Source organism: Saliphagus sp. GCM10025334, from assembly GCF_042663485.1.
Taxonomy (GTDB): domain Archaea; phylum Halobacteriota; class Halobacteria; order Halobacteriales; family Natrialbaceae; genus Natronosalvus.
Window position 1 is genome coordinate 1,725,201 of record NZ_JBHTAF010000001.1, and the last position, 24,181, is coordinate 1,749,381.

Genomic DNA, 24,181 nt, shown 5'->3' on the forward strand with positions numbered 1-24,181 from the left:
TGGTGGCTATTGGACTGGTTCGACGATATACGTTGGAGTCGATGGCCCCGGATCAACGACCATCAACGCGATTCAACGCCGTTTTCGATCCGGTTCCATCTATCGATTTCGTCGATTTTGGCGGTTCTGGCGGTTCCGGCATTGCCATCACCGCAGACTCGAGGCAGACGGCCGAGCGGATCACGGTCGTTCGTCACCTCCGTCGCCTCCGTCATCACCGCCACCGCCGGTTGCCGACGAGTCGCCACCCTCGGAATCCGCCCCTCCTGGGCCCTCCACCTCCGGAAGCGAGAGCACGTTTTCCCGACCCAGTCGGAACGACTCGAGTTTGCCCTCCTCGCGGAGGCCGGTGACGACTTTACTGGTTTTCGCGTCCGTCCAATCGAGTTCCTCGACGACCGATTGCTGTTTCATCCGGCCGCCACGGGACTCGAGGAGACGGATGACCTGCTCTTCGTTGCTCAGAAGTTCCACGTCAGGAGTCCCGGCGATGGGCGACGCCGATTGTTCGGCCGACGACGGTGGCTGATTCGCCGATGATGCCGACTGATCAGGCGGCGACGTCGACCGATCGGCCGGCGGTTCAGACGCTGGTCCGTCTCGAGTTCCCGGTTCGTCCCCGGAGTCGTCGAGGTCGGCGCCGGTTTCGTCGACTCGAGACGCTGCCTGTACACCGGAGTGGGTGACCGTATCCCCACTGCCGCCGTCCTGGCCGGCTGGCTGATCGCGATTTCGATACCACCAGGCCCCACCGGCGGCGAGTACGACGACGGCGAGCGCAGCAGCGACCACGGTCGTCGTGCTCGGGCCCCCACCGGCGGCGAGGACCACTCGAGGCTCCCCGGAGACGAAATCGGTCTCGCCGCCGCGCCAGATCACCGCGCGGTCGCGTTCGTCGTCGGGATCGGGTGCGACCGCGGTGCGTTCGTATCCCTCCGGCCACTCGACGAGCAATCTCGTCCCCTCGTCGAGATAGATCCCTTCGATGGCGTCGCCGACGCGGATCTCGCCGTCTTCGACGGCGGCGAAGCCGTGCCAGTCGAACGTGTACCTGACGACACCGTACTCGCGCGCGAGCGACTGCCGCTGGGTCTCCACATCGAACCCGTCGACGGCCATCTCCCGACCCGTCGCTTCACTCGCCGTCGCGGCCGTCTCGGTCATCCGGTCGGCGAACGAATGCGTGTAATTGTCGGGATTATCGCGGATCTCCTGGCGCAACGATTCGAACGCCGCCTCGCTCTCGTCGTCGTCGAGCCGAATCCAGAACTCGAGCGTCCACTCGGCGGTCCCGTCGGACTGAATAGCGACGTCCATCCGGACCTCGTCGGCGTCGATCTGGTCCTGCTGGAACGCGTTCGATTCGGGTTGCGTCGCTCCGGCCGCGGCCGTCCCGAATACGCCGGCTGTCGGTCCGACGCCGGAGAAGCAGAGCAAGACCACCAGGACAATTGCGCCGACGCGACGATTCATACGAGTCGATGCTTGCCACGTCGCTTAAAATACACGAAAGTGAGAAAAAGCGGGTATCGGTTCGGGTACGTATCGTTCAAAACGGTCGGCCGGAACGATATCGAACAGCCTCGAAGACGACAAACATATCAGGGTGGACAGATTTCTGGAGCTGTCACGTCCATCTCGAGTGTCGGTGACTCCGTCGCGTGGGGCGAAGGTTCGTCTCAGTCGTCGTTGGCGTTCGAGTCCTCGACGTCGTCAGCGTCTTCCGCGTCTTCGCCTTCTTCGTCGTTTTCGCCGTTTTCGTCGCTGTCGTTGGTCCCCTGCTCGTCGTCACTTTCGTCCGTGTCTTCGCCTCCTTCGTCGTTCTGCTCGTCGCTTTCGTCGCTGTCGTCGCCACCCTCGTCGCTTTCATCCGTTTCCTCGTCGTCGGCCTCGTTACGGTCGTCGCTTTCGTCGGACTCCTGCTCGTCGTTCTCCTCCTCATCACCTGGCGTCACGTCACGGATCGCCTCGCCGAGCGTGCCCTCGAGGGTGCCGTCCAGGAAGGCCGCGATACGGTCGTGGATCGCGGAGACGTGATCGGGGACCTGCGCGGGCAGGTCGACGTTCGGACCCTGTCCCTGGCGGGCGTCCGCACCGCGATCGGCGCCAGCGGCGTTCCCACGTCGGTCGTCGGCGATATCTGCGTTCTCGCCCCGGTCCTCGGCTCGATCGTCGGCACGGTCGTCAGCACCGTCGCGATCTTCCGCCGAAACGTCGGAGCTGTCGTCGTCCGCACCCACGGACGTGGGCGCGTTTCCGGGTACTGCGGCGGCGAAGCCGGTCATTATCACGAGTACTGCCAGCACGGCTGCGATCAGCGTTGTTCGGTTCATGACTGCACTCGGCTCTGCTCGCCAGACCCACTTCAAGCAGTAACTCAGTGGAATCGGATTTCCGGGTTTTGACGCCATTTGGCGGCCGTTTTCCTCGGTTTTCCCCCGTTCAACGCGGCTCGAGCGAGCGGTTCGCAACCGAGACGTCGAGCGACGCCCGGGCCGGTCCCGACGACCCTCGAACGCGCTCGCGCGTCCTCGGCGTTCACCGCTCGACCGGATGATGAGGCTGGATGATCGGCCCCTCCTCGCCGTAGCCGACCGTCGCGACGACGCCGAAGACCTCCTCGAGCAGGACGTCCGTGACCACCTCGTCCGGCGGGCCCCAGTCGTAGACGCTGCCGTCTCTGAGCGCGACCAGGTTGTCCGCGTACCGGGCCGCCTGACCGATGTCGTGCAGGACGATGCCGACCGTCACGTCTCGCTCGGTCGTCAACGCGTCGATCACCTCGAGCACCCGGAGTTGGTGGTGTAAGTCGAGGTAGGTCGTCGGTTCGTCGAGCAAGAGGACGTCGGTCTCCTGCGCCAGGCTCATCGCGATCCAGACCAGTTGCTTCTGGCCGCCGCTGAGGCTCCCGACATCGGCCTCGCGGAGGTGGTCGACACCGGCCAGGTCGATAGCGCGGTCGACGGCTTCTGCGTCCGCCTCGTCGACCGCGTCGAAGAACCCGCGGTAGGGATAGCGGCCGTGGTAAACCAGTTCCTCGACGGTGATACTCCCCGGCGAGTCGTGTTCCTGGGAGAGGAGGCCGACCTGCCGGGCGAAGGCCTTCTTCCCGAATTCGCCGGTGTCGTCCCCGTCGAGGAGGACGGCGCCCCGGTCGGGTGCCAGCTGGCGGGCGAGCGACTTCAGGAGCGTCGATTTCCCGCTCCCGTTCGGACCGACCAGCGCCGTCACCTCGCCTGCGGGGAGGTCGATCCGCTCGCACTCGACGACCGGTTCGTCGGTGTCAGGGTAGCCGATCTCGAGTTCTGTGCCGACGAGTTCGCTTCCCGTTCGCGCAGGTCGGACGGCGTTCGAGGACCCCCGCGTTGCGTCGGGGACGCTCGAGCCGCTCGAACCCGCGGCGTCCGATTTCGAGTCGATATTGTCGGTCGTCGAGGTGGATTCGGGGCTCGAGGTCAGTTCGGAGTTCGAGCTGGTCGTTTCGTCGTCAGTTTCCGGGGTGTCGGGTTCCGAGTCAGTCGAATCAGTCGAATCAGTCGTGTCCGTCTCCTCTTCTCGAGCGCTCCCGCGGAGGTTTGGGAGGCGTTTCATGACTAGAGATCACCCAGGTGCTTGCGTCTACGCATCAGATACAGGAAGTACGGCCCGCCGATCAGGCCGGTCAGGATACCGACCGGAAGCTGGTTCGTGCTGCCGAAGAGGACGGCCATGCCCAATCGCGCACCCACGTCTGCGGCGACCAGCAGTGCCGGGCCGACGAACAGACAGCCCACGATGAGGCGCTTGTAATCCGAGCCCACGAGCGTTCGTACGGCGTGAGGGACAATGAGTCCGACGAAGCCGACGATGCCCGCCGCGGCGATCGACGACGACGCTGCCACGATCGCGATTCCCGAGAGGCCGAACCGGACGCGCTCGACGGACATCCCGAGCGCCCCAGCGGTTCGTTCTCCCAGTAGGAGGACGTTCAACTGTCTCGCGCCCGCCAGGGCGAGAATCGACGTGATAATGGTCCAGGGGAGGACGAGTCGAACCTCGTCCCAGTCCGCGCCGGTGAGCGTCCCGGTCGTCCAGGAAATCGCCGTCTGTACGGTCGCCATGTCCTGAGCGAACAGGAGGAGGGCCGTCTGGAGCGAGTTGAAGACGGTACCGACGATCACGCCCGCGAGCACGAGTCGAACGGGGTTGGTTCCGCCCTTCCAGGCGATCGCGTAGACGAGGACGAACGCGAGCGCACCGCCGAAAGCCGCGCTGATCGGGAGCAACGCTGTCATCCCCGAGAAGATCACGAGCGTGAGCAAGATCGCCAGCCCGGCGCCCGAGGAGACCCCGAGGATGTACGGGCTTGCGAGTTCGTTGCGCGTGACCGCCTGAAAGATTGCACCAGAAATTGCGAGATTCGAGCCGACCAGAACCGCGGCGAGTACCCGCGGCAAGCGGCCGTTCCAGACGATCGTCGTGTTTCGCGCCAGGTCGGGGAGTTCGTAACTCTCGGGAACGAACAGCACGGTCCGCATCAGATCCTCACCGAGGAGGAACGACAGCAATACCCGCTCGTCGTACCAGACGTCGGCGTCGAGGACGGCGTACCACGCCTCCGCAATGGACATCGAGTACACGCCGAAGCTCACCTGGACGAACAGCGAGACGAGCACGACGACGACGCTCGCGATGGCAACCCCGACCAGTCGAGCGTCTATCCACCCGTAGCTCTCGAGTCGCGCAGACAGTTCCTGTGCCGTCCTCGAGTCACCCATCTCAGGGCCCGTCAGTGACGATTTCGGCGACTCGCTCGCGGTCGAACAGATCGCCCTCGAACCGGTCGGGGAACAGTTCTAGTGCGGCGCGTTCCGTCGTAAACAGGTTGATGATGGGGCCCTGGTAGAGCGGACCACCGCGGAACACGCGCTCGTTCTGGACGGCGGCGAGATCGCTCGCCATGGGGTGATCCTGCATGAACGCGAGCACCGAGTTCTCGAACTCGTCGGCCGACTTGGCTTCGTGTCCGCGCACGAGAAGTACGTCAGGGTCGACCTCCAGTATCGTCTCGTAGTCGATCTGGCCGCGGTCGTCGGTGCTCAGTCCGTCGACGCCGGTTCCCTCGAGAGCGTCCCCGATGCCGAGGTCACGCCACTGTTTCTTGCTCGTTCCCTCGCCGAGCCGGTACGGCGAGAACGCTTCGGGCTCCTCGCCGCCCCAGACGAGCAGGGCGTTCGGCCGCTCGGATTCGGGCGGCAACTCCGCCTGGACGTCCGCGATGAACTCGTCGTGGAACGATTTGAACGCCTCGTAGCGCTCCTCGCGCTGGAAGATCTGGGCGACAATCTCGAAGGCCTCGTACAACGAGTAGTACCGGTAGTCGTGCCACGGGTCGGTCTGTCGGAAGATGACGTTCCCCATGAACGGCGCGATTTCCGTCGAAATCTCGTCCACGTCGGACTGTTCGAGGTTGAACGCGCCGTTTTCGATCAACCAGTTCGGGTCCATCAGGTGAAGGTCGGCCTCGAGTTCGTAGAACACCTCTTTGTCGATGCCGCCCTCGCCGATTAGCTGGACGAGGTCGTCCTTCTCGACGGAGACGCCGTCGAGTTCGTCGTAGTGCTGGGTGTGATACCGGGGGAGATTCCCGACGGAGAGGAGTCCATCGCCGACACCGAGGGTAACCCCCATGTCGGCGTACCCGGGGAAGTACGTCGCCCACCGCTCGGGTGGCTGGTCGAACTCGAGGGTGCCAACGGGTTCCATCGTGACCGAATAGGAGCCGTTGCCTTCGTTTTCACCAGTGTCGCTCGAGTTCTCGCCCGCCGTCTCGTTGCCGTTGCCGTTTCCGTCGTTAGAATCAGGATCTTCCTCCCGACCGGTACCGCTCACGCACCCCGCGAGGCCGGCGAGTGCCGCCGTTCCAGTCGCCAGAACCGCCCGCCGAGTCCGATTCGAAGTCATACGTTTTAGGCTAGCCTAACAGCGTAAAAGTGCATTGATTTAGGCCGACCGAAACGAGTCGGTTCGCTTACTCGAGGAGTTCGATCTCGTCGTCGCCGTTGGGAACGGCACAGAGGAACGCGCTCTCGGCGTCGGATTCGTTGCGGTACCAGTGGACGGTTCCAGCCGGGATCAGGAGGGAGTCGCCCGCTTCGACGTCGTACTCCTCGTCGCCGATCCCGACGACGTACTCGCCTTCGAGGACGTACTGCTCGTGCTCGACGGCGTTCGTGTGCGGTGGAACCTCGGCACCTGGCTCGAGGGTGAACCGGCGAATCGCGAAGTTCGGTGCCCCGTGTTCGGCCGCGATGAGGACGCCTTTCGCGAGTCCGTCCGCGGCGTCGACGGATTCGTACTCGACGTCGTCGGTACGGCGAATCGTCGCCTCAATGTCCGGATTCGATCCAGCGGATTCGGTGTCGGCCATAATGGTCGTGAGCGCGTGAGCGACAAAACGGTTCGGACTCCGCAACCCGGATCGGTTTGGGGTACGCTTGGCCGCGTCGCCGAGGGCACCATTTCGTGTCGAGCGAGATTCGTCGTACTCGAGGACCGTACCCGGAACTGAGACTCGAGTCGGGGCAGTGATGATGGTTCGTGGTTCGAACCGCAAACGCGAGCGAAAGCGTCGTCACTCGCGGTCGAAAAATATAGTTCAAAAACGGTACCTCAGTGAATTCCCGATTTACAGGCGCTCGACGTTCGTCGCGCGCGGGCCCTTGGGGGCCTGCTCGATGTCGAACTCGATTTCCTGGCCTTCTTCCAGGTCAGGGCCGCCGACGTCTTCCATGTGGAAGAAAACGTCGTCGTCCGCGTCCTCAGTCTCGATGAATCCGTAGCCGCCAGTGTCGTTGAAGAAATCAACGGTTCCTTTCGCCATTGCTTCTGAAGAGAGTCGGGGAAGACGGATAACCGTTCCGATGTATCCTCCAGCCGGAACAGACGGCTGACAGGCCTCGAAAACCGTTCTACCGCCGTGTTTTGGCGCCGTTTCGAATCGCAGTTACTCCTCGTCCTCGAGTCGCTGGGCGAAGATCGAGACGAAAAAGACCAGCATGAACAGTGAGAACCCGATGACGATTCCGAAGAAGCCGCCCTGGGTGAGATCCACCGAGCTGGTTAGCGAGACGGCGACGAACGCGACGACGAAGACGGCAATCGTCAGGAATCCGATGGCGTAGTAGAAGTTGGTGTCGTTCTCGAGGAAACCCCACAGCGAGTCCCAGATCGGGGGTTGTGGCATGCTCGAGTGTTCGAACGCGAGGACGAATAACGTTCGGTCCGCGGTTCGCTTCACCTCGAGACGGGGGCTGACGCGCGATCACATCATATTCCACTACATCACATTGCGATTCGAGGACGGAACCGTTCGATAACGGCACGTGGGGCGAGGAGAATCGTCGTTCGCTACGACGGTGGTGTAGTCAGTAAAGCAGACTCGAGACGCTATCGGCGTACGTATCGGGAAGGTCCATCGCGATGGACCGCGGGTCGGTTTCGCCGTCGAGGTTGACCAGGTACGCTCGCCCCGGTTCGGATCCGTAGGTTTCGTGAAAATCGTAGACGAAGCCGTAGCAAGTGACCGAGGACGGAATCGATTCCGCCATTCGAAGATAGGAGACCTGTCGATGGACGTTGTACTCGACGAGCTGGTCGATAATCCCGGTGTCGGCGTCGGCATCAACGTCATCGTCGGATCCAATATCGGTATCGACCAGTTCGCTCTCGAGACCCGACTCGACGACGGGAACGAGCGCCTCGACCCACTTGGTGACCCCGCGCGGGCCCGGGGGTTCCTCGTCACCCGACGCGACCTCGTAGGCGGCCGTAACGGCACCACAACCGGTGTGACCGACGACGGCGACTGCCTCCGTATCGGTGTAGTGAATCGGGTACAGAACGCTCCCGTCGACGAACCGCTCGCCGTCGTCGACGTCCCAGATCTGGTTTCCGATCGTACTCGGTGTGAAGATGGCTCCGGGACGGTCGATTGACCACATCCCTTCCTGTGAGACCCGCGAATCCGAACAACACATGGTGACGACGTCGGGGTGTTGTTCGTCTCGAACGGCGTCGAAGTAGCCGTCGGAGAGAGAATCGACGTGGCGTTCGTTCCCCTCGAGGAGGTCGAAGAGGACGGTTGCGTGATCGTCTCGAGCGTCCGTTGAGTCGGAGTCGGAGTCGGATGTCATGGGAATCGTCCGGAGTTTCACGTAAACGAACGACGAGAACCGTATAATTGTGTTGGGGATTCCGATCACGGAGCGACCAGCTGCCGTCGCCTCGAGCGGGTGGTGACGACTGGCTGTCGCTTGAAATGGTTGGTGAAGGGGTCGATTTTGAACGTAGAGGGCAGGAGGAATCGAGAGGCGGAGGGTGAGACGAATCAAGGGCAAAGAGTGAGAGAAGGATTGGAAAGAATGGAGTGTGGTAGGGGACACAGATTTGGTAGAGGGAGAACCGGATGACGTCGGGAATCCCAACGAGATTGGAGAGTTGTGAGTGGAAGCCACGAACCATGAGGTACGATAACACGATCTCTCGGGAGAGGATTTGGAGGGAACCCCCCACCCCTTCGTTTCAGGTGGAGACCGGAAAGAAGGGTAGGGGGTGGGAGGGGTTTCTAGGACAGGAAGGTTTAAGATACCTCCCGAGAAATTAGTCCGCAGCACTAGCAAATAACGCATCTTACTAGGTGGGTTGGTTTTTGTTACTAGACTCTACTAGGAACGTCGTTCTAGACGGCTTGAGTTACTAGATCGTCGGAACCCTCCGAATTCACGACTTTCACGGCTTCTCCTGCCGTCTCGAGTAGAAATCGTTCCCACTCAATCACCGATTCGGCTCTCCGGTCCCACGAAACCCACCACCCCTTCGTCCATCTCCACCTGAAACGAAGGGGTGGGGGTGTTCTATCCCCGGCAAACCCCTCAGAACAATTCACTTTCTCCATCTCTGCAATAATAACAAATATCTAACAACAGCTGCCACATGACCTATCACCCCTTCGTTTCAACTCGAGAATCACTACGTTTTCAGGCACGGTCCAACCGCCAACACACCAACCCAGATCTCGAGGGAACCAGACCTCGGTACATCTTTGCCGTCCGCAACCAAAGCGCTGACCATACCATGAACGACGAACGCTCACGCGCGCTGTACGACCGGGCGCTCTCAGTCATGCCCGGCGGCGTCAACTCCGCCGTCCGGGCAGCCATCGAGCCGTACCCGTTTTTCGTCCAGAAGGGCGACGGCGGCCACGTCGTCGACGCCGACGGCAATCGACTCGTCGACTGGGTCATGGGCCTCGGGCCCCTGCTCCTCGGGCACGATCTCCCCGAACCCGTCCAGGCGGCGATCCAGCGAGCGGCCAGCGAAGGACCGATGTACGGCACGCCGACCGAACTCGAGGTCGACCTCGCCGAGTTCGTCGTCCGGCACGTCCCGAGCGTCGAGAAGATGCGGTTCGTCAACTCCGGCACCGAAGCGACCGTCTCGGCCGTCCGCCTCGCCCGCGGAACGACCGGCCGAAACAAGATCGTCATCATGCAGGGCGGCTACCACGGCGCCCAGGAGTCGACGCTGGTCGAGGGCGACGCCGACCATCCAGCTCCCTCCTCCGCCGGCATCCCGCAGGCGTTCGCCGAGCACACCCTTCCCGTCCCGTTCAACGACGAAGCGGCCGTCCGCGAGGTCTTCCAGGAACACGGCGACGACATCGCGGGCGTCCTCGTCGAACCGATCCTCGCCAACTACGGCATCGTCCACCCCGTCGACGGCTACCTCGAGACCCTCCGCGAGCTCACCGACGATCACGACTCGCTCCTGATCTTCGACGAGGTCATCACCGGCTTTCGCGTCGGCGGACTGGGCTGTGCGCAGAGTCACTTCGGCATCACGCCCGACCTCACCACCTTCGGCAAGATCATCGGCGGTGGGTTTCCCGTCGGCGCCATCGGCGGCCGCGCCGAGTTGATCGAGGGATTCGCACCCACCGGTGACGTCTTCCAGGCCGGCACCTTCTCCGGCCACCCCGTGACGATGGCCGCCGGCCTCGAGACGCTCACCTTCGCGGCCGAAAACGACGTCTACGACCACGTCAACGGGCTCGGCGAGACGCTCAGGGCTGGCCTCACCGACATTCTCGCGGATCAGGCACCGAACTACACCGTGGTCGGAACCGACAGCATGTTCAAAGTGATTTTTACGCGCGACGGTCCCTCTCGAGACGAACTCGGGGCCGGTGACCAGTGCGAAGCCGGCTGTCGCCAGAATCCCGACTGTCCGCGCTACGAGTACTGTCCGAAGAACGCGGCCGACGTCAAACGAGCCGAAACCGAACGCTGGCGGCGGATCTTCTGGGGCCAGATGCGCGAACAGGGCATCTTCCTCTCTCAGAACCAGTTCGAGAGTCAGTTCGTCAGCTACGGGCACACCGAGGAGGACGTCGAGCGGACGCTCGAGGCGTACAAGCACGCGCTCTGATCGCCCCCGCGCCTCGAGTCACTGGCTGCTCGTCGTTTTACTCTGTGAACGTGGCCGCCCGTCGTCTTTTTCTTGAACCTGGACACCAGTCGCTTCACTGTGTGAAAGCTATCCAAAGGTTTACGTTTCGAGCCATCGCCTCTTCGAGTGGCCACTGGGGGGTGGCCACCTGGGAATACAGGGTCGCGGCTGGTCGTTCCGATGGCCGGCCCGTGTCTTTTGTGGTGCGTTACAGTGGTGGGTTTCCGAATCGTCAGGTGGTGTTCTAGCGAGCCTCGCGTTTCAGCGCAGTCTCGCTTTCCAGCGCTGCGTTGCGCACTAGCACCGCCTCACGTTCCAACGTCGCTTCGCGCACCAGCATCACCTCGCGTTCCAATCGAGACGACGGTCCACCGGGCTCGGCCGACGAGTCGATTCGACTGCAAACTCGAGTAACGACGATTCATCTCGTCGCTACTGATCGACGATTCGTTTTTCGACTGCAAACGCCGCTGCCGATACTTTATATACGATACCGCGGCCAGATCAGTCCGTCAACCCTATGCACGACCGACGATGAGTACGGAGGAGATGACGGACTGGCGCCCAGTGTTCGGCCACGACGAACCCTACGACGAACAAGTCGACGGGATCGAGACGGCCATCGAAACCGCTACCGAGAGCGGGTACACGGTCATCGAAGGAGCCTGTGGGACCGGCAAGACGATGATCGCGCTCACCGCGGGCATCGACCTCGTTCGCGACCCCGAAAGCCAGTACGAGCGGGTGTTCGTCCTCACGAGCGTCAAACAGCAACTGCGCCAGTTCGAGACGGACCTCGAGACGATCAACGAGAACCTGCCCGCCGACTGGAACCCGATTTCAGGGCTCACGCTCGTCGGCAAGGCCGACGTCTGCCCGTACAACCGCGAAAACGCAGGCGGAATCAGCGACGACACCGTCTACGACCGATGCGAAACCCTCCGCGATCGCACGCGTGACCTCACCGGCGAGGGCGGTTCGACGACGGCCGGCGCGCTCGCTGCCCAGGCCCGCAGCCAGCAGCTCGGCCTGGCCGATAGCGGTCGCGGGAGCCGGCACGGGCGCAGCAGTTCCAGTGGAACCGAAGGGGGTGTCGATGGCGGAGACGGCAGCGCAGGAACGGGCAGATCGACCGTCAGCCGCGCCGGCGTGCGCTATCTCGAGACCGCCGGCGAACCGACGCCGTACCCACCGGAGATGCCGGAGTACAATACCGGCGGTCCCGCGGGAAGCGAGGTCGAGTACTGTCCGTTCTACGCGCAGTACCTCGAGGACCTGCCGGAGGAGGGAAGCGACGCCGATCCAGTCGAAGCGGCTCCCTTCGACGTGACCGAAACCGGGCTCCTCACGCCGGGAGACCTCGTCGCTGGGTCGGTTCGACACGGCACTTGCCCGCACTCGGTGATGGGGGCCGTGCTGGGCCACGTGGAGGTCGTCATCGGCAATTACTACCACGCGTTCGACCCGACGACGACCGCCACGTTCACCGGTGCCTTGCTCGACGAGTCGACGTTCGTCGTCTGTGACGAAGCGCACATGCTCGAGCCCCGGGTTCGCGACCTGGTCAGCGACAGGGTTGCGGACACCACACTTCGCGACGCCGAAACGGAGCTCTCCCGGGTGCTCCAGCCGGTTCGATTCGACCAGGAGGGTCGCCAGGCCCAGGGTGGCTCGAAGACCGCCGACGCGGACCTCGTTCGCGCCGAACTGAACGACACCGACGTCTCGATCGAGGAACTCGAGCGCACCCTCGAGTTCGTCCAGGACCTCCGTGGGGAACTCGACCGTCGAGTTCGTGCCCACCTGGAGCGGACCAACCGGGGCTGGCAGTCGGATCTGACGTCGCTCGGAGACGACGAAATCCCGCTTCGCGATCCGACGATGCCGGCCGAGGACGAGATTTCCGAGTGGTCGGCCGAGGCGGGGTACAGCGACGCGATCTGGGTGCGAGCCGAGTCGGTTGGGGCGGTCGTTGAGCGGATTCTCAACGAGGCCGAAGACGAGGAGAAGACCCGGGCCTCGCCCGCCGTCGGCCGCTTGCTCGGAGAGTGGTACCGTCGCGATCACACGACGAACTTCCGAGAGATCGAACTCGAGCGAACCTGGGACGAGATGGAACCGGCCGACTCCTGGCGGCGAGCGTACACGGCTCGACTCGCGCTGCACAGCTGCGTTCCCAGCGACGCCATCGGGTCGCGACTGTCGGCGTTCGGCGGCGGGATCTTGATGAGCGCGACTCTCGAGCCGATGGACGCCTTCCGTGAGGTCACGGGCCTCGAATACCTCGCGCGTGAGGAGGGGCGTCCGGTCGTCGAACGGCAGTACGGCTTGCACTTCCCCGAGGCGAACCGTGAGAGCTTCGCGGTGTCGGTGCCGAAGTTTACCTACGACAACCGGGGGCCGCCTGGCGAGGAGTCGCCGACGCGAACCGCGTACGCGGACGCACTGGCGCAGGTCGCCCGAGTTCCGGGGAACGTCCTCGTCGGAATGCCGAGCTACGGCGAGGCCGAGTGGGCCGCGTCGGTCCTCGAGGCGCATTCGGGACTCGACAAGCCCGTCTTGCTCGACGCCTCGAGCAGCGACGACGCCACGGAATCGTTGAAAGACGAGTTCTTCGCGGGCGGGGGGAAGGTACTCGTCACGAGTCTCCGCGGGACCCTGACGGAGGGCGTCGATTACAGCGGGGATCGGCTTGCGGCGGCGGTCATCTGCGGCGTTCCGATCGTCAACACGGCGAGTCCGCGGACGAAGGCGATTCGACGAGCTTACGACGACGCGTTCGGCGACGGGTTCACCTACGCGCTGACGGTCCCGGCGGTTCGGAAGGCCAGACAGGCGATCGGTCGGGTGATCCGCTCGCCCGAGGACGTCGGCGTCCGCATCCTGCTCGACGAACGGTACGCTCGCGACAGCTGGGATTCGGTCCGTCAGTTCCTTCCGGACGACGACGAGTTTCAGCCGGTCAGTCCCGACATGCTCGAGTTCGGCCTCGAGCGATTTCGCGAGCGGCTCGAGTCGAGCCAGTAGGGGGTCCCACTCTTCAGCAAGCTGAATTTCTCTTCTCCGCAAGACATTCTTGTTCCTCGTTGCAGAAATCCTGGTAACACACGCTTTAACCCTCTCGCAGTGCTCTCAGTAACCAAATTCCTCCTCCCAGGCACCGCGCCACGCTGGAAGGTCGTCCCGGCGGGTTTCGTACGAAAACGTCACGACGGATGGCGGGTCCTCGGCGTGGTCGGCGTAGACGTCGAACTCCTCGGGGAACTCGAGTTCGTCAATGGGTCGCACCGGGTACTGCCCGAGGCGTGGAGCGAGTCCGGCCTGAATCTCCGGCGAGAGCGCGAACTCGAGGAACGTGTAGGCCAGGTCGACGTTGATCGCGTTTTCGAAGATGGCCATCTGGAGGGGTTCGGCGTAGGCCTCGCCGTCGAGGTACGTGACCTGGTACTGATCGGGGTCGCCGCCGATGTCGGCCGCTTCGTCAGTCGATTCGTCGTCCGGGTCGTCCGCGCTCGAGTCGTCGCCGTTGGAACCGCCGCCGTCCGCATCCGACTCGTCGTCGGTACCCGATTCGTTGGCGTCGTCCGGTCCCGAATCGGTGGAACCGTCGCCGTCGGCCTCGGTTCCGTCGGTCGCATTGTCCGAACCGTCAGTTTCGTTTTGCTCGCTTCCCCGTGTTTCGTCGGTATCTGACGTCACTGCCCGGTCGATCGCCGCGAGCGCATCCGCTGCGTAGGCGACGGTCATCGGTCGAGTGCGCTCGGCGTACGCCAGCAGCGTCTCGACCCAGGTGTCGTAGACGTCGAGTCCGTTGTCCTCCAGTTCGCCCCAGACGGTCAGCGCGTCGTCGGGACCGGCGGACTCGAACAGCCAGTCGAGAAAGGCGCTGCCGCGACCGCGAGACGGCGTCGGCGTGAGGAGCGAGTCGGCGTAGGTCGGTTCCCTGAGTTCCTCGAGTTGGGTAGGTGGGTCGATACGCGTCTCATCGACCATCAGACAGGAGTACTGCGTGCTGACCGGGACGATTCGCCCGGCGGGATCCTCGAGGTCGAGTTCGTCGACGACGCCGTCGAGCGTCTCGATTCGATCCCGGTTGAGTTCTCGAAACAGGCCACCCTCCTCGAGATCGCGGTCGACGGTCGCGAGGTTGGCGGCCGAGAGGCCGACGTAGGCGTCGACGTCCGGGAGAAATCCGCGCTGCTCGCGTTCGACGTAGTGACCGATGCCGGATTCGGGAATCACCCAGTTGACTTCGACGTTGTCGAACGTCTCCTCGAACTGAGTTTTGAGCCAGGCCGAGGCGGGATTCTCGCCGTGGGCGAACGCGTCCGTTGTCGCGACTCGAAGGACGCCTTCGTCCTCGGGTTCGTCCGGTTCGTCGTCGCCGTTTGGTTCCTGGGGCTCTGGTTCCGATTCACGGGTGGCACAGCCCGCGAGCGACGTCAGGCCGAGCGTCGTGGATCCGGTTGCGACGCGAAGGTACGACCGTCGATCCAGTCCCATCGTGCGAGATATCGACGCGCTGGTGCATAAGTCCGATGTCAGCGCGTTCAAAGGTTTTTCGCTCGAAATTGCGTCGCTTCTCGACACCTCGAGACTGAGTCTTTGAGCCCGCATCGTTTTCGAGGATCGACACTCACATTCACCATGACCGACGGACCCACGGTGGGTCCGGCGCTCGCGGGGCATGGTGTTTTTCCAACTCGGCGTCCTACGTTCGGTATGGTCCGTTCGTCGACGCCAGTTCACGCGGTCATTGGAGCGATCGTCGGGGTCGTTCTCTCGTTTCTCCCGTTTTCGACCGTTCTGGGCGGTGCAGTGTCCGGCTTCCTCGAGGGAGGCGACGCTCGCGGGGGGACCGTTTCGGGTGCACTCGCGGGAGCGATCATGACCGTGCCGATCGCCGGCGCACTCTTCTTGTTCCTCGGACTGTTCGGCTTCGGTGCCGCCCTTAGTGGGTTCCCCGTTGAGGGGTTCGCTCTGGTACTGTTCTTCGTCCTCGCGTTCGGCGTCGCCACCTGTCTCTACACCATTGGCGGTGCGGCCGTCGGCGGCTTCGTCGGATCGATGCTCGCTGCCGAATATCCGGATGAGCGGCGTCGACTCCAGCGATCGATCGGGCTCACGCCGGCAAGCGACGCGGACAACCTCTCTCGTAGACCGGATCGTCGAGAACCCGATGCAGAATTTGATGCAGAACGGCGACGCACGGACCTCGAGCCAGAATCGGAACGCCGACACGAGCGAGATCGCCGATAGTTCCAGTTCGATCGGCCGCAACCGCTGATAGTTCCGACGCGATTGGCCGCGACCGGCACTCACTCGTATCGAAGCGCGTCGATCGGATCCGTCCTCGCGGCTCGCCACGCCGGATACAACCCGGACACGACGCCGACCAGAATGCCGGCGACGATCGCGAGAGCGACGTACTCGAGTGGGTACACCAGCGGGATGTCGATGTACCTGGCTGCGAGTGCGGCGACGACGAGGCCGAGGACGGTTCCCAGAACCGCTCCGATGACGCCGAGGATCACGGCCTCGGTGAGGAACAGTCCGAGAACGTCCCGGTTCTGCGCGCCAACAGCTTTCATGATCCCGATTTCGCGGGTTCGCTCGGTGACCGACACGAGCATGATGTTCGCGATACCGATCGAACCGACGACGAGCGAGATAGCGGCGATGCCGACGATGAAACTCTGGAGGATGTCGAGGATGTCCTCGAGTTGCTGGAGTAACTCGGTGCTCGTCTGGAGCGTGACGGCGACGTCCTCGCCGAGGAACTCGCTCGCGTCGGATTCCTCGCTCTCGAAGTACGCAGTGGCGGCCTCTCGAGCGGCGTCGACGTCGTCTTCGTCGGCGCTGGGAGCCTCGATCACGATGGCGAGGTAGCGGACGTCGGTTTCCGATCCGGTATCGTCGGCGTTATCGTCGCTGCTCTCGTCACTGCCCTCACCCGAATCGCCACCTCCACCCGCCGGACCGACCGCCTGCTCGAGATAGAACGGATCCGTCGGGACGTACATCCGTGGCGCCGCGTCGAACCCCTCGAACGGGCTCAGCCCCTCCGAGGTGTCGGTGATTCCGACGACGGTGACGGTCTCGGTTCCGCCGGTGGCGATCCGAACCTCGAGTTCGTCGCCGACGCTGACGTTCTCCTCGAACTGCTCGGCGGCCGCAGGGTTGATGACGGCCTCGCGTTCGCCCATCTCGAACTGGCGTCCCTCGCGTAGGGAGGATTCGCGAATGTAGGACGGGCCGGCGGCGATCAGACCGTTGCTCTGTAACCTGGTCTCACCCTCGTGGGTCACCGACTGGGCGTCGATGGTCGCGTACCCGTAGGCGGCGTCGACGCCCTCGAGTTCCTCGACGGTTTCGAGGTCGTCCTGGCTGAAGACGAACTGGGCGCCGGCGAGCGGGCCGCCCTCGGTGTCCGGGTCGGCCGCCCAGCCGTAGAGGTTCCGCTGGTCGTCGGGACTGATGTCGCCGATGATGCCGGCCTGTAGGCTCGCACCGAGGGCGACGAAGGCGATGACGGCGGCGACGCCGATGATCACCCCGAGCGTCGTCAGCGCCGACCGAAGTCGGTGGCCGCGAATCGACCGCCAGGAGAGTCGGAGCGACTCGAGCGGGTTCATCAGCGTTCCTCCCCGCTCGCGGTGGGGTCGTCTTGGCTCGCGGTAGGGTCGTCATTATTCGAGGACACACCATCACTCGAAGACTTACTGTTGCCCGAAGACACACCGTCAATCGAGGATTGACCAGCAGTACGTTCGTCCGTGACTTCGCCTCGAACACCCTCGACAGACCCCTTCGTTTCCACTCGAGAATCGCCACCAGGGGACGCCTTGGAATCCTCACCTTCAAGCGACTCGATTCGTTCGACGTTCCCGTCCAGCAGGTGGACGATTCGTTCGGCGCGTTCGGCAACGTGGCGCTCGTGCGTGACGACGACGAGCGTCGTTCCGGCGTCGTGGAACTCCTCGAAGAGGTCGAGCACGTCCGCTTCCGTTTCGGTGTCCAGGTTGCCGGAGGGCTCGTCGGCGAGGACGATCGCCGGATCGTTCACCAGTGCGCGGGCCAGGGCAACCCGCTGGCGCTGGCCGCCCGATAACTCGTTCGGGAGGTGATCGAGTCGGTCGCCGAGTCCGACGCGCTCGAGCAGGCTCCGTGCGCGGTCGTGGCGCTCCGTCCGGCCGACGCCGCGGAACAACTGGGGGAGGGCCACGTTCTCGAGGGCGTCCAACCGCGGCATCAGGTTGAACGTCTGGAAGACGAATCCGACTCTGGTCCCCCGAAGGCTGGTCCGTTCGCGTTCCGAGAGCGTCGAAATGTCCTCCCCGTCGACGGCAACGGTGCCCGACGTCGGGGTGTCGAGACAGCCGACGAGGTTCATCAGCGTCGACTTCCCCGATCCGCTCGGGCCCATGATGGCCGTGTACGACCCGCGCGGGATCGACAGCGAGACGCCGTCGAGGGCGTGTACCGGTTCGCCGACGCGGTACGTCTTCCGCACGTCGGTCATCGTCACCGCGTCGTCGCTCGGTCCCATCGTCCCTCTACAAGGCTCGCTCGAGCCAAAAGCTTTGGCGGGGTGGGGTCGACTCGCCACGATCGCCCGACCGAGTTCAGTCTCGACTCGTCTCGATCAGCCGGCTGCGCTCGGCCTCGAGGGCTACGCTTTTCCCCCCGCCGCCCGCTCGTGACGGTATGAGCGCGAAATCGTCGGGCGGCGCCGACGCCCACAAGCGCCGTGCGGGGGAACGAGCAGTTGAGGAGGTCGAGGACGGGATGGTCGTCGGCCTCGGCACCGGGTCGACGACGGCCTACGCCATCGAGGCGCTCGGCCGCAGAGTCGCGGACAGTCTCGAGATTCGGGGGGTCGCGACCTCTTTCCAGTCCAGGCGACTGGCCCTCGACGTCGGTATCCCGCTGACCGACCTCGACGCCGTCGACGGGATCGATCTGGCCATCGACGGGGCCGACCAGGTCGTCGACGACCCCGACTCCTCCGCCTACGGGGCGCTGATCAAGGGTGGCGGCGCGGCCCACGCCCGCGAAAAACTCGTCGCCACCGCGGCCGACCGGTTCGTCGTCGTCGCGGATTCCTCGAAACTCGTCCCCGCACTCGAGGCGCCGGTTCCAGTCGAAGTGCTCCCCGCGGCACACACCGTGGTCGCGAATCGCGTTGCGGAACTCGGCGGTGAACCCACCCTCCGCATGGCGACGCACAAGGACGGCCCCGTGGTCACCGACAACGGGAACCTCGTTCTCGACTGTGCCTTCGGTTCGATCGACGACCCGGCCGCGCTTGGGCGCGACCTCGCGTCGATTCCCGGCGTCCTCGAGCACGGCCTGTTCGTCGACTTCGCCGACGCGACGTACGTCGGAAGCGACGACGGAGTCGAGGTTCGGTCGTACTAACTCGAAACCGAGTACGTCGAGACGCGCGCCCTGCGTACCGTGTCCTGCGTATCGTGTCCTATGTATCGCGTCCCACGTACGTCGTCGAGAACGGACGCTATTCCAGGCGAGAACTCGACGCTGATCGCGGGTTCTCAGTGGGTGCCGACACGCGCCCGGCGACCGTACCGAGGACGACGTAGCAGAGACCGATCGCTCTCGTCGCCGGAACCACCCACGGTTTCAACTCGAGATCGTCCGGATTCCGGTAGGCGAGTTCGAGCGCCGTTCGAACGAATCGCTCCGGGGCCAGGAGGGCTGGTACGCCGAGGATGGCGACCAGCCTGGCGACCGTGGGGGTTCGACTACGCCCACCGAGGGCGAGCCACGCGAACAGCACGCCCTCGAGGCGAGCCATCGGCATGGTCCACGTGCGCAACTCGCCGGCGTTGGGGTTCTCGAACGCCTTTCGTTCTCCCCAGGCGATGATCCGGTCGGGAAACAGGGTTTCGACGACGCTGAACACGAGGACGATTGCTCGCCACATGGTAACGCGTTCGACGGGCAGGCACAAATACCTGAAAGCCGAAGCGCCAGCCATGGAAACGTCTGAGCGCCAGACGTGTACGATCGGCACCGCTCGTAGGTTGTGAGTGGGTCTCAAGTATGCCGTGAGCGGTTCCGAGCGGATCCGAACCGCTTCGAGCGGCTCGAAATTGCCTCGAGAGCGGGTCTCGATCACAACTGGCCCGTTCAACGCTTGCGAGCAACCAGCGAGATACTCTTGACCCCGTAGGTCTGGCACGCGCTCTGTGCTCGATCCGAGGTAAATTCGTACCGATCGTTCTCTCGGCGGTCGACTACGTCGAACCCCGGCGTCTCGATGGCGTCTGCGTAGTCGTCGACTTGCACCGCCCCGCCGATGCAGACCGCCCAGAGGTCCGCGTTCGTCTTGATGGAATCGGGCATCTGCTCCTCGCTGGTGATGTCCGACAGCGCCAGTCGGCCGCCCGGAGCGAGGACGCGGCGCACCTCTGCGAAGACGCGACCCTTCTCGGCCGAGAGGTTGATCACGCCGTTGGAGATGACCGCGTCGAACGACTCGTCGTCGAACGGCAGGTCCTCGATGTACCCCTTTTCGAAGCTAACGTTGTCGAACCCGCCGTCGTCGCGGTATCTCCGACCGTTCTCGAGCTGGTCGTCGGTCATGTCAATGCCGACCACCCTCCCCTCGTCGCCGACGTGAATCGCAGCGACGAAGACGTCCATCCCCGAGCCACTCCCGAGGTCCAGGACGCGCTCGCCGGGCTCGAGGGCCGCGAGGTCGAAGTGGTACCCGACGCCCGCGAAGGAGTCGATGGCCCGGGAGGGAATCCGATCGAGCACCGAAGGGTCGTAGCCGAGGCGCTCGGCCAGGTCGCGCCCCATCTCGAAGTGAAAGTTCCCCTCCGGCGACCTCGCGACGTCCTGGTAGACGGTCTTGACCTTCTGCTCGAGTTCGTCTGTGTCGAGCCTCGACGCATTCGTCTCGCTCATAGCTTCGTGTCGGCGACCAGGTCGGTCTCCACCGGAACCTCGTTCGTGATGCTGTCGATGAGCGGCGAGGTCGCTTCCACGCGTTCGCGAAGTTCGGCCAGTTCGGCTTCCGAGGCGTCGGCGTCGACGTACGCAGTGCAGGTGATACCCTCGTAGCCGGGTCTCACGGTCTCGTCGATGCCGAGGAACCCCCGGAGGTCGACGTCGCCGTCCATCTCGAAACGGACGTCCTCGAGGTCGATGCCCATCGCGGCGGCGTTCGCGGCGTAGCCGACGCTCAGGCACGAACCGAGAGCCGCGAGCAGGAGTTCGACCGCGTTGGGCGCGGTCCGCTGGCCGAGGATCTGTTCGGGTTCGTCGCCCTCGATCGTGAACTCACGCGTCTGCACGCGCTCGCCCGCCTGGTCGAATTCGTCGATGGTCGTCTCACACCGGAGCCCGTCCGTCCACTCGGTTTCCGCGTGGAAGTTAAACTGGCCCACGGCCGAATCGTCGCTGATCGCGTCGATCGCCTCGCCCAGCGCGTCGACGTCGACGCCGTTCGTGGTGCTCATCGGGATCCGCCCCGGGGGACTGTTCGGTCGGTAACGTGTGGTGCTGTACGGTCGGTAAAGTGGCTGTCAGTCATTGGAATTCTCCCTCTGCGGCCCTCTCTACGTGAGAGGAAATTATGTAGGCAGCTAGTGAGATGAAGGCAGCCGATGCCGGCGGGGCAGGGAGTGCTCGTCGGTCACGTCGTGCAATCAAATATCACTCGAAAGTAACGTATTGGGATCATCCGATCTCGGTTTCGGCCTCGAGCGCCAGCGGTCGCGCTCCCTGCCGATACCGTTCGAACGTCTGTTCAGCCCAGGTGCGAACCGCCATCGAGTCGGTGTCGACCATTGCCTCCAGAGAGCCGGTATTGGGCGCGTAGACGCAGAGACCGACCCGCTCGTCGAAGAGGCTGAGACCGTGCGGGGGCGGGTCGTCGTGGAGCAAGGCGGTGAGGTTTCCGCTTCGGAGCGTCCTCGTCGAGCGGTCGGGATAGGTCGAGCGAATGTAGTTCGCGACGCCGGGAAGGTCGATGATGGTCGCTTCCAACCCGTCTATGATCTGTCTGCAGAGTTCGTCTATACAGGGCTCGATCAATCCCAGTTCGAAGCCGACGAACCGGAACGTATCGCTCTCCCCGAGCAGTGCGAGAAAGCGGGATACGGGCCGGTACGGATCCTCTACGGTGGCCGGCGTCACGGCGGCATCGGCGAATTCCTCGAGTCCGCCGTCGACCTCGCCAACCGGTAGTCGCTCCCAGATATCGCGAAAGTTCTGTTCGGTCTCGAGTCGCTCGAGCAGGTCGGTGACGCCCGCCGCGACGTACGTTCCGAGTGGCGTCGCCTCGTAACAGTGGCCGTTCCGGACGACCCAGCGCCGTTCCTCGAGTGCCCGGAGCGTTCGACTGATCGTCGACGTCGATGCGCCTGTCGTCTCCCGTAACTCGGCCCGCGTTTTCGGCTCTTCCGTGAGTGACGTGAGCACCGTCACCCGGTGGGAGGAACGAGCGAGATACTCGACGTCCTCGAGTGCAGATACCATGTACTATGATAACACGACCCAGAATATGAATGCAACTGGTCCGGCGACGCTGGTGATTGAGCTACCGCGATAGCACCGGGTGGGCGAACCCACCGTCGCGAATGGACACCTTTTCAATACCGCCGGCGAACGACACAGCAGAGACGAAGCGATGCCCGAGACATCTGACCGCAAAGACGATCATATCCGCATTATCGAAGAAGAAGACGTCGAGACCTCGGGGACCGGCTTCGAGGACGTCGAACTCGTCCACGAGGCGCTGCCGGAGATCCACCGGGACGAGATCGATACGAGCGTGGACATGTTCGGACACGAACTCGCGGCCCCCATCGTCATCGAGAGCATGACCGGCGGCCACCCCAACACCACGAAGATCAACCGATCGCTCGCCGCCGCAGCCCAGGAGATGGGCGTCGCGATGGGCGTCGGCAGCCAACGCGCCGGGCTCGAACTCGACGACCCGGACCTCCTCGAGTCCTACACCGTGGTCCGCGACGTAGCCCCCGACGCGTTCCTCTACGGCAACGTCGGCGCCGCTCAGTTGCTTGAGTACGACGTAGGAGACGTCGAGCGCGCCGTAGAGATGATCGAGGCGGACGCGATGGCGATCCACCTCAACTTCCTCCAGGAGGCGGTCCAGCCCGAGGGCGACGTCGACGCCCGCGGCTGTCTCGAGGCGATCGAAACGGTCGCGAGCGAGCTTTCGGTGCCGGTGATCGTCAAGGAGACGGGCAACGGCATCGCCCGGGACACCGCCGAGCGGTTGACGGCGGCGGGCGTCGACGCCATCGACGTCGCCGGTAAGGGCGGGACGACGTGGTCGGGCATCGAGTCCTACCGGGCCGCCGCCGTCGGCGCGACCCGCCAGGAACACGTCGGGCGACGCTTCCGGGCCTGGGGCGTCCCGACGGCGGTGAGCACGCTCGAGGCCGCAAGCGTCCACGACACCGTAATCGCCAGCGGCGGCGTTCGCTCAGGCCTCGACGTGGCGAAGGCAATCGCCCTCGGTGCGCAGGCTGGCGGCCTCGCCAAACCGTTTCTCTCGCCGGCGGGACAGGGAACCGAAGCGGTCGTCGACCTCCTCGAGACCCTCCGGGTCGAACTCGAGACGGCGATGTTCGTCACGGGGTCGGAATCCGTCGCGGACCTCCGAGAGGCGGAGTACGTCGTGCTCGGGCGAACGAAGGAGTACCTCGAGGGTCGAGGGCACGGGCGCTGAGGTCCTCGAGGCGGCAACGATGCTGAGATCCCCTGGCCGGTAATGACGCCGGCGGCCCGCTTCGGCCTTCTCCGGCCATCGAGGACCCCGACAAATTACTTTCGGCGATAATCACCCAGATCCATCGACCAGTCGTACTCGTCGTACTGCAACGTCGGCGTCACGCCGGGCGGAATCACGTCGTAGCGCTCGAGGAACGACCGAATCCCGCTCGAGCCGCCGAAATCACCGCGGTACCAGAGGAAGACGCGCGGCACGCGGGCAACGCGCTCTCGTGGCTGGTAGCTCACGTTCTCCTCGAGGAACCAGTCGGTCGCGGTCTCGAGTTCCGTCTCGACGTCGGCAGGGCTGTAGACGGCCACCGGCGGACAGCTTTCGGTGCCGCAGTTCAGCGCGAAGTGGATCCGGGGATCGACCGATTCGAGCCGAAACTGGCGCTCGAAGGCCGTCGGAAACGGTCGCGGCAGGTACCCCATCCCCCAGGGATGCCTCGAGCCGCGAAGGAGTCCGTGCTGGATGTCGTTGAGACTCAGCCAGACGCCGGCGATCGGAACGCGATCCCTGGCGAAGAACTTCCAGCGGTCGAGCACACCGCCCTCGAGCAGCGAGGGATCGTCCTCGAGGAGGATCTGCACGTACGCGTTGTAGCAGTTGAGCCAGAAGGCGAGTTTCTCGGCGCGGCCGCCGAGCGCCCGGTCGAGTCGCGTTCGCTCGAGCGTGGCGAGATGGTCGCGGAGGGCGTCCCGCTCCCCGTCCGTCTTGACCGTGTAGAGGAGGTCGGCCGAGATCGAGAGCGGGTCGAGCTGGGTCGACATAACCGGTACTAGGCGAACCACGCTCTTGAACCCGTGTGACGAGCGAGCGGACAGTCGACACGGACGAACCGTTTCCGCCAGTCAATCCCGTGTTTCCCCGATTTCCCGGAAGAAATACCATCTTCTCGGCGGTAATCGGGCCTTCACG

At 64.1% G+C, this 24,181-nt stretch carries 22 protein-coding genes; 5 read left to right on the forward strand and 17 right to left on the reverse strand.

Annotation, left to right across the window (positions count from 1 at the left end; genetic code table 11):
- Positions 1 to 180 precede the first annotated feature (180 nt).
- From ACFQO4_RS08135 to ACFQO4_RS08175, 9 genes are all read right to left on the reverse strand, one after another.
- Positions 181 to 1,473 carry a DUF7345 domain-containing protein gene (locus ACFQO4_RS08135; protein WP_500260398.1) on the reverse strand — a complete coding sequence of 431 codons (1,293 nt, stop codon included), beginning with the start codon at positions 1,471 to 1,473 and terminating at the stop codon, positions 181 to 183.
- Between the two features lie 206 nt (positions 1,474 to 1,679).
- Entirely contained in the window at positions 1,680 to 2,333 is a 654-nt protein-coding gene (locus ACFQO4_RS08140; RefSeq protein WP_500260399.1) for a hypothetical protein, read from the reverse strand.
- Between the two features lie 205 nt (positions 2,334 to 2,538).
- A complete protein-coding gene (locus tag ACFQO4_RS08145; protein WP_500260400.1) occupies positions 2,539 to 3,591 on the reverse strand; it encodes an ABC transporter ATP-binding protein in 1,053 nt (350 codons plus the stop codon).
- Positions 3,592 to 3,593: 2 nt separating this feature from the next.
- The gene (locus ACFQO4_RS08150) at positions 3,594 to 4,757 is read right to left on the reverse strand and encodes a FecCD family ABC transporter permease (protein ID WP_500260401.1); all 1,164 of its coding nucleotides are present in this window, start codon (positions 4,755 to 4,757) and stop codon (positions 3,594 to 3,596) included.
- A 1-nt stretch (position 4,758) separates the two neighbouring features.
- Positions 4,759 to 5,943 carry an ABC transporter substrate-binding protein gene (locus ACFQO4_RS08155; protein ID WP_500260402.1) on the reverse strand — a complete coding sequence of 395 codons (1,185 nt, stop codon included), beginning with the start codon at positions 5,941 to 5,943 and terminating at the stop codon, positions 4,759 to 4,761.
- A gap of 67 nt (positions 5,944 to 6,010) precedes the next feature.
- Complete coding sequence (locus ACFQO4_RS08160; protein ID WP_500260403.1) at positions 6,011 to 6,409, reverse strand: cupin domain-containing protein; 399 nt, start codon at positions 6,407 to 6,409, stop codon at positions 6,011 to 6,013.
- Positions 6,410 to 6,667: 258 nt separating this feature from the next.
- Positions 6,668 to 6,862, reverse strand: a complete 195-nt coding sequence (locus ACFQO4_RS08165; RefSeq protein ID WP_252701219.1) for a cold-shock protein — start codon at positions 6,860 to 6,862, stop codon at positions 6,668 to 6,670.
- Between the two features lie 123 nt (positions 6,863 to 6,985).
- Positions 6,986 to 7,225: a hypothetical protein gene (locus ACFQO4_RS08170; RefSeq protein ID WP_500260404.1), complete on the reverse strand. Its 240-nt coding sequence runs from the start codon at positions 7,223 to 7,225 to the stop codon at positions 6,986 to 6,988.
- A gap of 181 nt (positions 7,226 to 7,406) precedes the next feature.
- Complete coding sequence (locus ACFQO4_RS08175; RefSeq protein WP_500260405.1) at positions 7,407 to 8,174, reverse strand: carbonic anhydrase; 768 nt, start codon at positions 8,172 to 8,174, stop codon at positions 7,407 to 7,409.
- A 940-nt stretch (positions 8,175 to 9,114) separates the two neighbouring features.
- Between ACFQO4_RS08175 and hemL the strand changes: the two genes are divergently transcribed.
- Together hemL and ACFQO4_RS08185 are read left to right on the forward strand one after the other, a co-directional pair.
- Positions 9,115 to 10,467 carry a glutamate-1-semialdehyde 2,1-aminomutase gene (hemL, locus tag ACFQO4_RS08180; RefSeq protein ID WP_500260406.1) on the forward strand — a complete coding sequence of 451 codons (1,353 nt, stop codon included), beginning with the start codon at positions 9,115 to 9,117 and terminating at the stop codon, positions 10,465 to 10,467.
- A 570-nt stretch (positions 10,468 to 11,037) separates the two neighbouring features.
- Positions 11,038 to 13,515 carry an ATP-dependent DNA helicase gene (locus ACFQO4_RS08185; RefSeq protein WP_500260485.1) on the forward strand — a complete coding sequence of 826 codons (2,478 nt, stop codon included), beginning with the start codon at positions 11,038 to 11,040 and terminating at the stop codon, positions 13,513 to 13,515.
- 105 nt (positions 13,516 to 13,620) lie between these two features.
- On the opposite strand, the gene ACFQO4_RS08190 is transcribed toward ACFQO4_RS08185, so the two are convergent.
- Positions 13,621 to 14,991: an ABC transporter substrate-binding protein gene (locus tag ACFQO4_RS08190; RefSeq protein WP_500260407.1), complete on the reverse strand. Its 1,371-nt coding sequence runs from the start codon at positions 14,989 to 14,991 to the stop codon at positions 13,621 to 13,623.
- 219 nt (positions 14,992 to 15,210) lie between these two features.
- On the opposite strand from ACFQO4_RS08190, the gene ACFQO4_RS08195 reads away from it, so the two are divergent.
- Positions 15,211 to 15,747 (forward strand): DUF5518 domain-containing protein, encoded by a 537-nt coding sequence (locus tag ACFQO4_RS08195; protein ID WP_500260408.1) that lies wholly within the window; start codon positions 15,211 to 15,213, stop codon positions 15,745 to 15,747.
- A gap of 59 nt (positions 15,748 to 15,806) precedes the next feature.
- Here the strand turns inward: ACFQO4_RS08195 and ACFQO4_RS08200 are convergent, their stop codons facing one another.
- Together ACFQO4_RS08200 and ACFQO4_RS08205 are read right to left on the reverse strand one after the other, a co-directional pair.
- On the reverse strand, positions 15,807 to 17,123 hold the full coding sequence (locus ACFQO4_RS08200) for an ABC transporter permease (protein WP_500260409.1): 1,317 nt from the start codon (positions 17,121 to 17,123) through the stop codon (positions 15,807 to 15,809).
- Positions 17,123 to 18,037 (reverse strand): ABC transporter ATP-binding protein, encoded by a 915-nt coding sequence (locus ACFQO4_RS08205; protein ID WP_500260410.1) that lies wholly within the window; start codon positions 18,035 to 18,037, stop codon positions 17,123 to 17,125. The genes ACFQO4_RS08200 and ACFQO4_RS08205 overlap by 1 nt, the downstream gene beginning before the upstream one ends.
- 158 nt (positions 18,038 to 18,195) lie before the next feature.
- On the opposite strand from ACFQO4_RS08205, the gene rpiA reads away from it, so the two are divergent.
- Positions 18,196 to 18,909, forward strand: coding sequence for a ribose-5-phosphate isomerase RpiA (gene rpiA / locus ACFQO4_RS08210; RefSeq protein ID WP_500260411.1), 714 nt, complete (start codon positions 18,196 to 18,198; stop codon positions 18,907 to 18,909).
- Between the two features lie 97 nt (positions 18,910 to 19,006).
- On the opposite strand, the gene ACFQO4_RS08215 is transcribed toward rpiA, so the two are convergent.
- The 4 genes from ACFQO4_RS08215 to ACFQO4_RS08230 all read right to left on the reverse strand — a co-directional run bounded on the left by ACFQO4_RS08215 (position 19,007) and on the right by ACFQO4_RS08230 (position 21,999).
- Positions 19,007 to 19,435 carry a hypothetical protein gene (locus ACFQO4_RS08215; protein WP_500260412.1) on the reverse strand — a complete coding sequence of 143 codons (429 nt, stop codon included), beginning with the start codon at positions 19,433 to 19,435 and terminating at the stop codon, positions 19,007 to 19,009.
- A 206-nt stretch (positions 19,436 to 19,641) separates the two neighbouring features.
- Positions 19,642 to 20,424 carry a methyltransferase domain-containing protein gene (locus ACFQO4_RS08220; RefSeq protein ID WP_500260413.1) on the reverse strand — a complete coding sequence of 261 codons (783 nt, stop codon included), beginning with the start codon at positions 20,422 to 20,424 and terminating at the stop codon, positions 19,642 to 19,644.
- The gene (locus ACFQO4_RS08225) at positions 20,421 to 20,978 is read right to left on the reverse strand and encodes an OsmC family protein (RefSeq protein WP_500260414.1); all 558 of its coding nucleotides are present in this window, start codon (positions 20,976 to 20,978) and stop codon (positions 20,421 to 20,423) included. Before ACFQO4_RS08225 ends, ACFQO4_RS08220 begins: the two co-directional genes overlap by 4 nt.
- Before the next feature lie 220 nt (positions 20,979 to 21,198).
- On the reverse strand, positions 21,199 to 21,999 hold the full coding sequence (locus ACFQO4_RS08230) for a helix-turn-helix transcriptional regulator (protein WP_500260415.1): 801 nt from the start codon (positions 21,997 to 21,999) through the stop codon (positions 21,199 to 21,201).
- 151 nt (positions 22,000 to 22,150) lie between these two features.
- Between ACFQO4_RS08230 and fni the strand changes: the two genes are divergently transcribed.
- Positions 22,151 to 23,218 (forward strand): type 2 isopentenyl-diphosphate Delta-isomerase, encoded by a 1,068-nt coding sequence (fni, locus tag ACFQO4_RS08235; RefSeq protein ID WP_500260416.1) that lies wholly within the window; start codon positions 22,151 to 22,153, stop codon positions 23,216 to 23,218.
- 95 nt (positions 23,219 to 23,313) lie between these two features.
- Here fni and ACFQO4_RS08240 read toward each other — a convergent pair whose 3' ends face one another.
- Positions 23,314 to 24,033 carry a DUF547 domain-containing protein gene (locus ACFQO4_RS08240; RefSeq protein WP_500260417.1) on the reverse strand — a complete coding sequence of 240 codons (720 nt, stop codon included), beginning with the start codon at positions 24,031 to 24,033 and terminating at the stop codon, positions 23,314 to 23,316.
- Between the last annotated feature and the right edge of the window lie 148 nt (positions 24,034 to 24,181).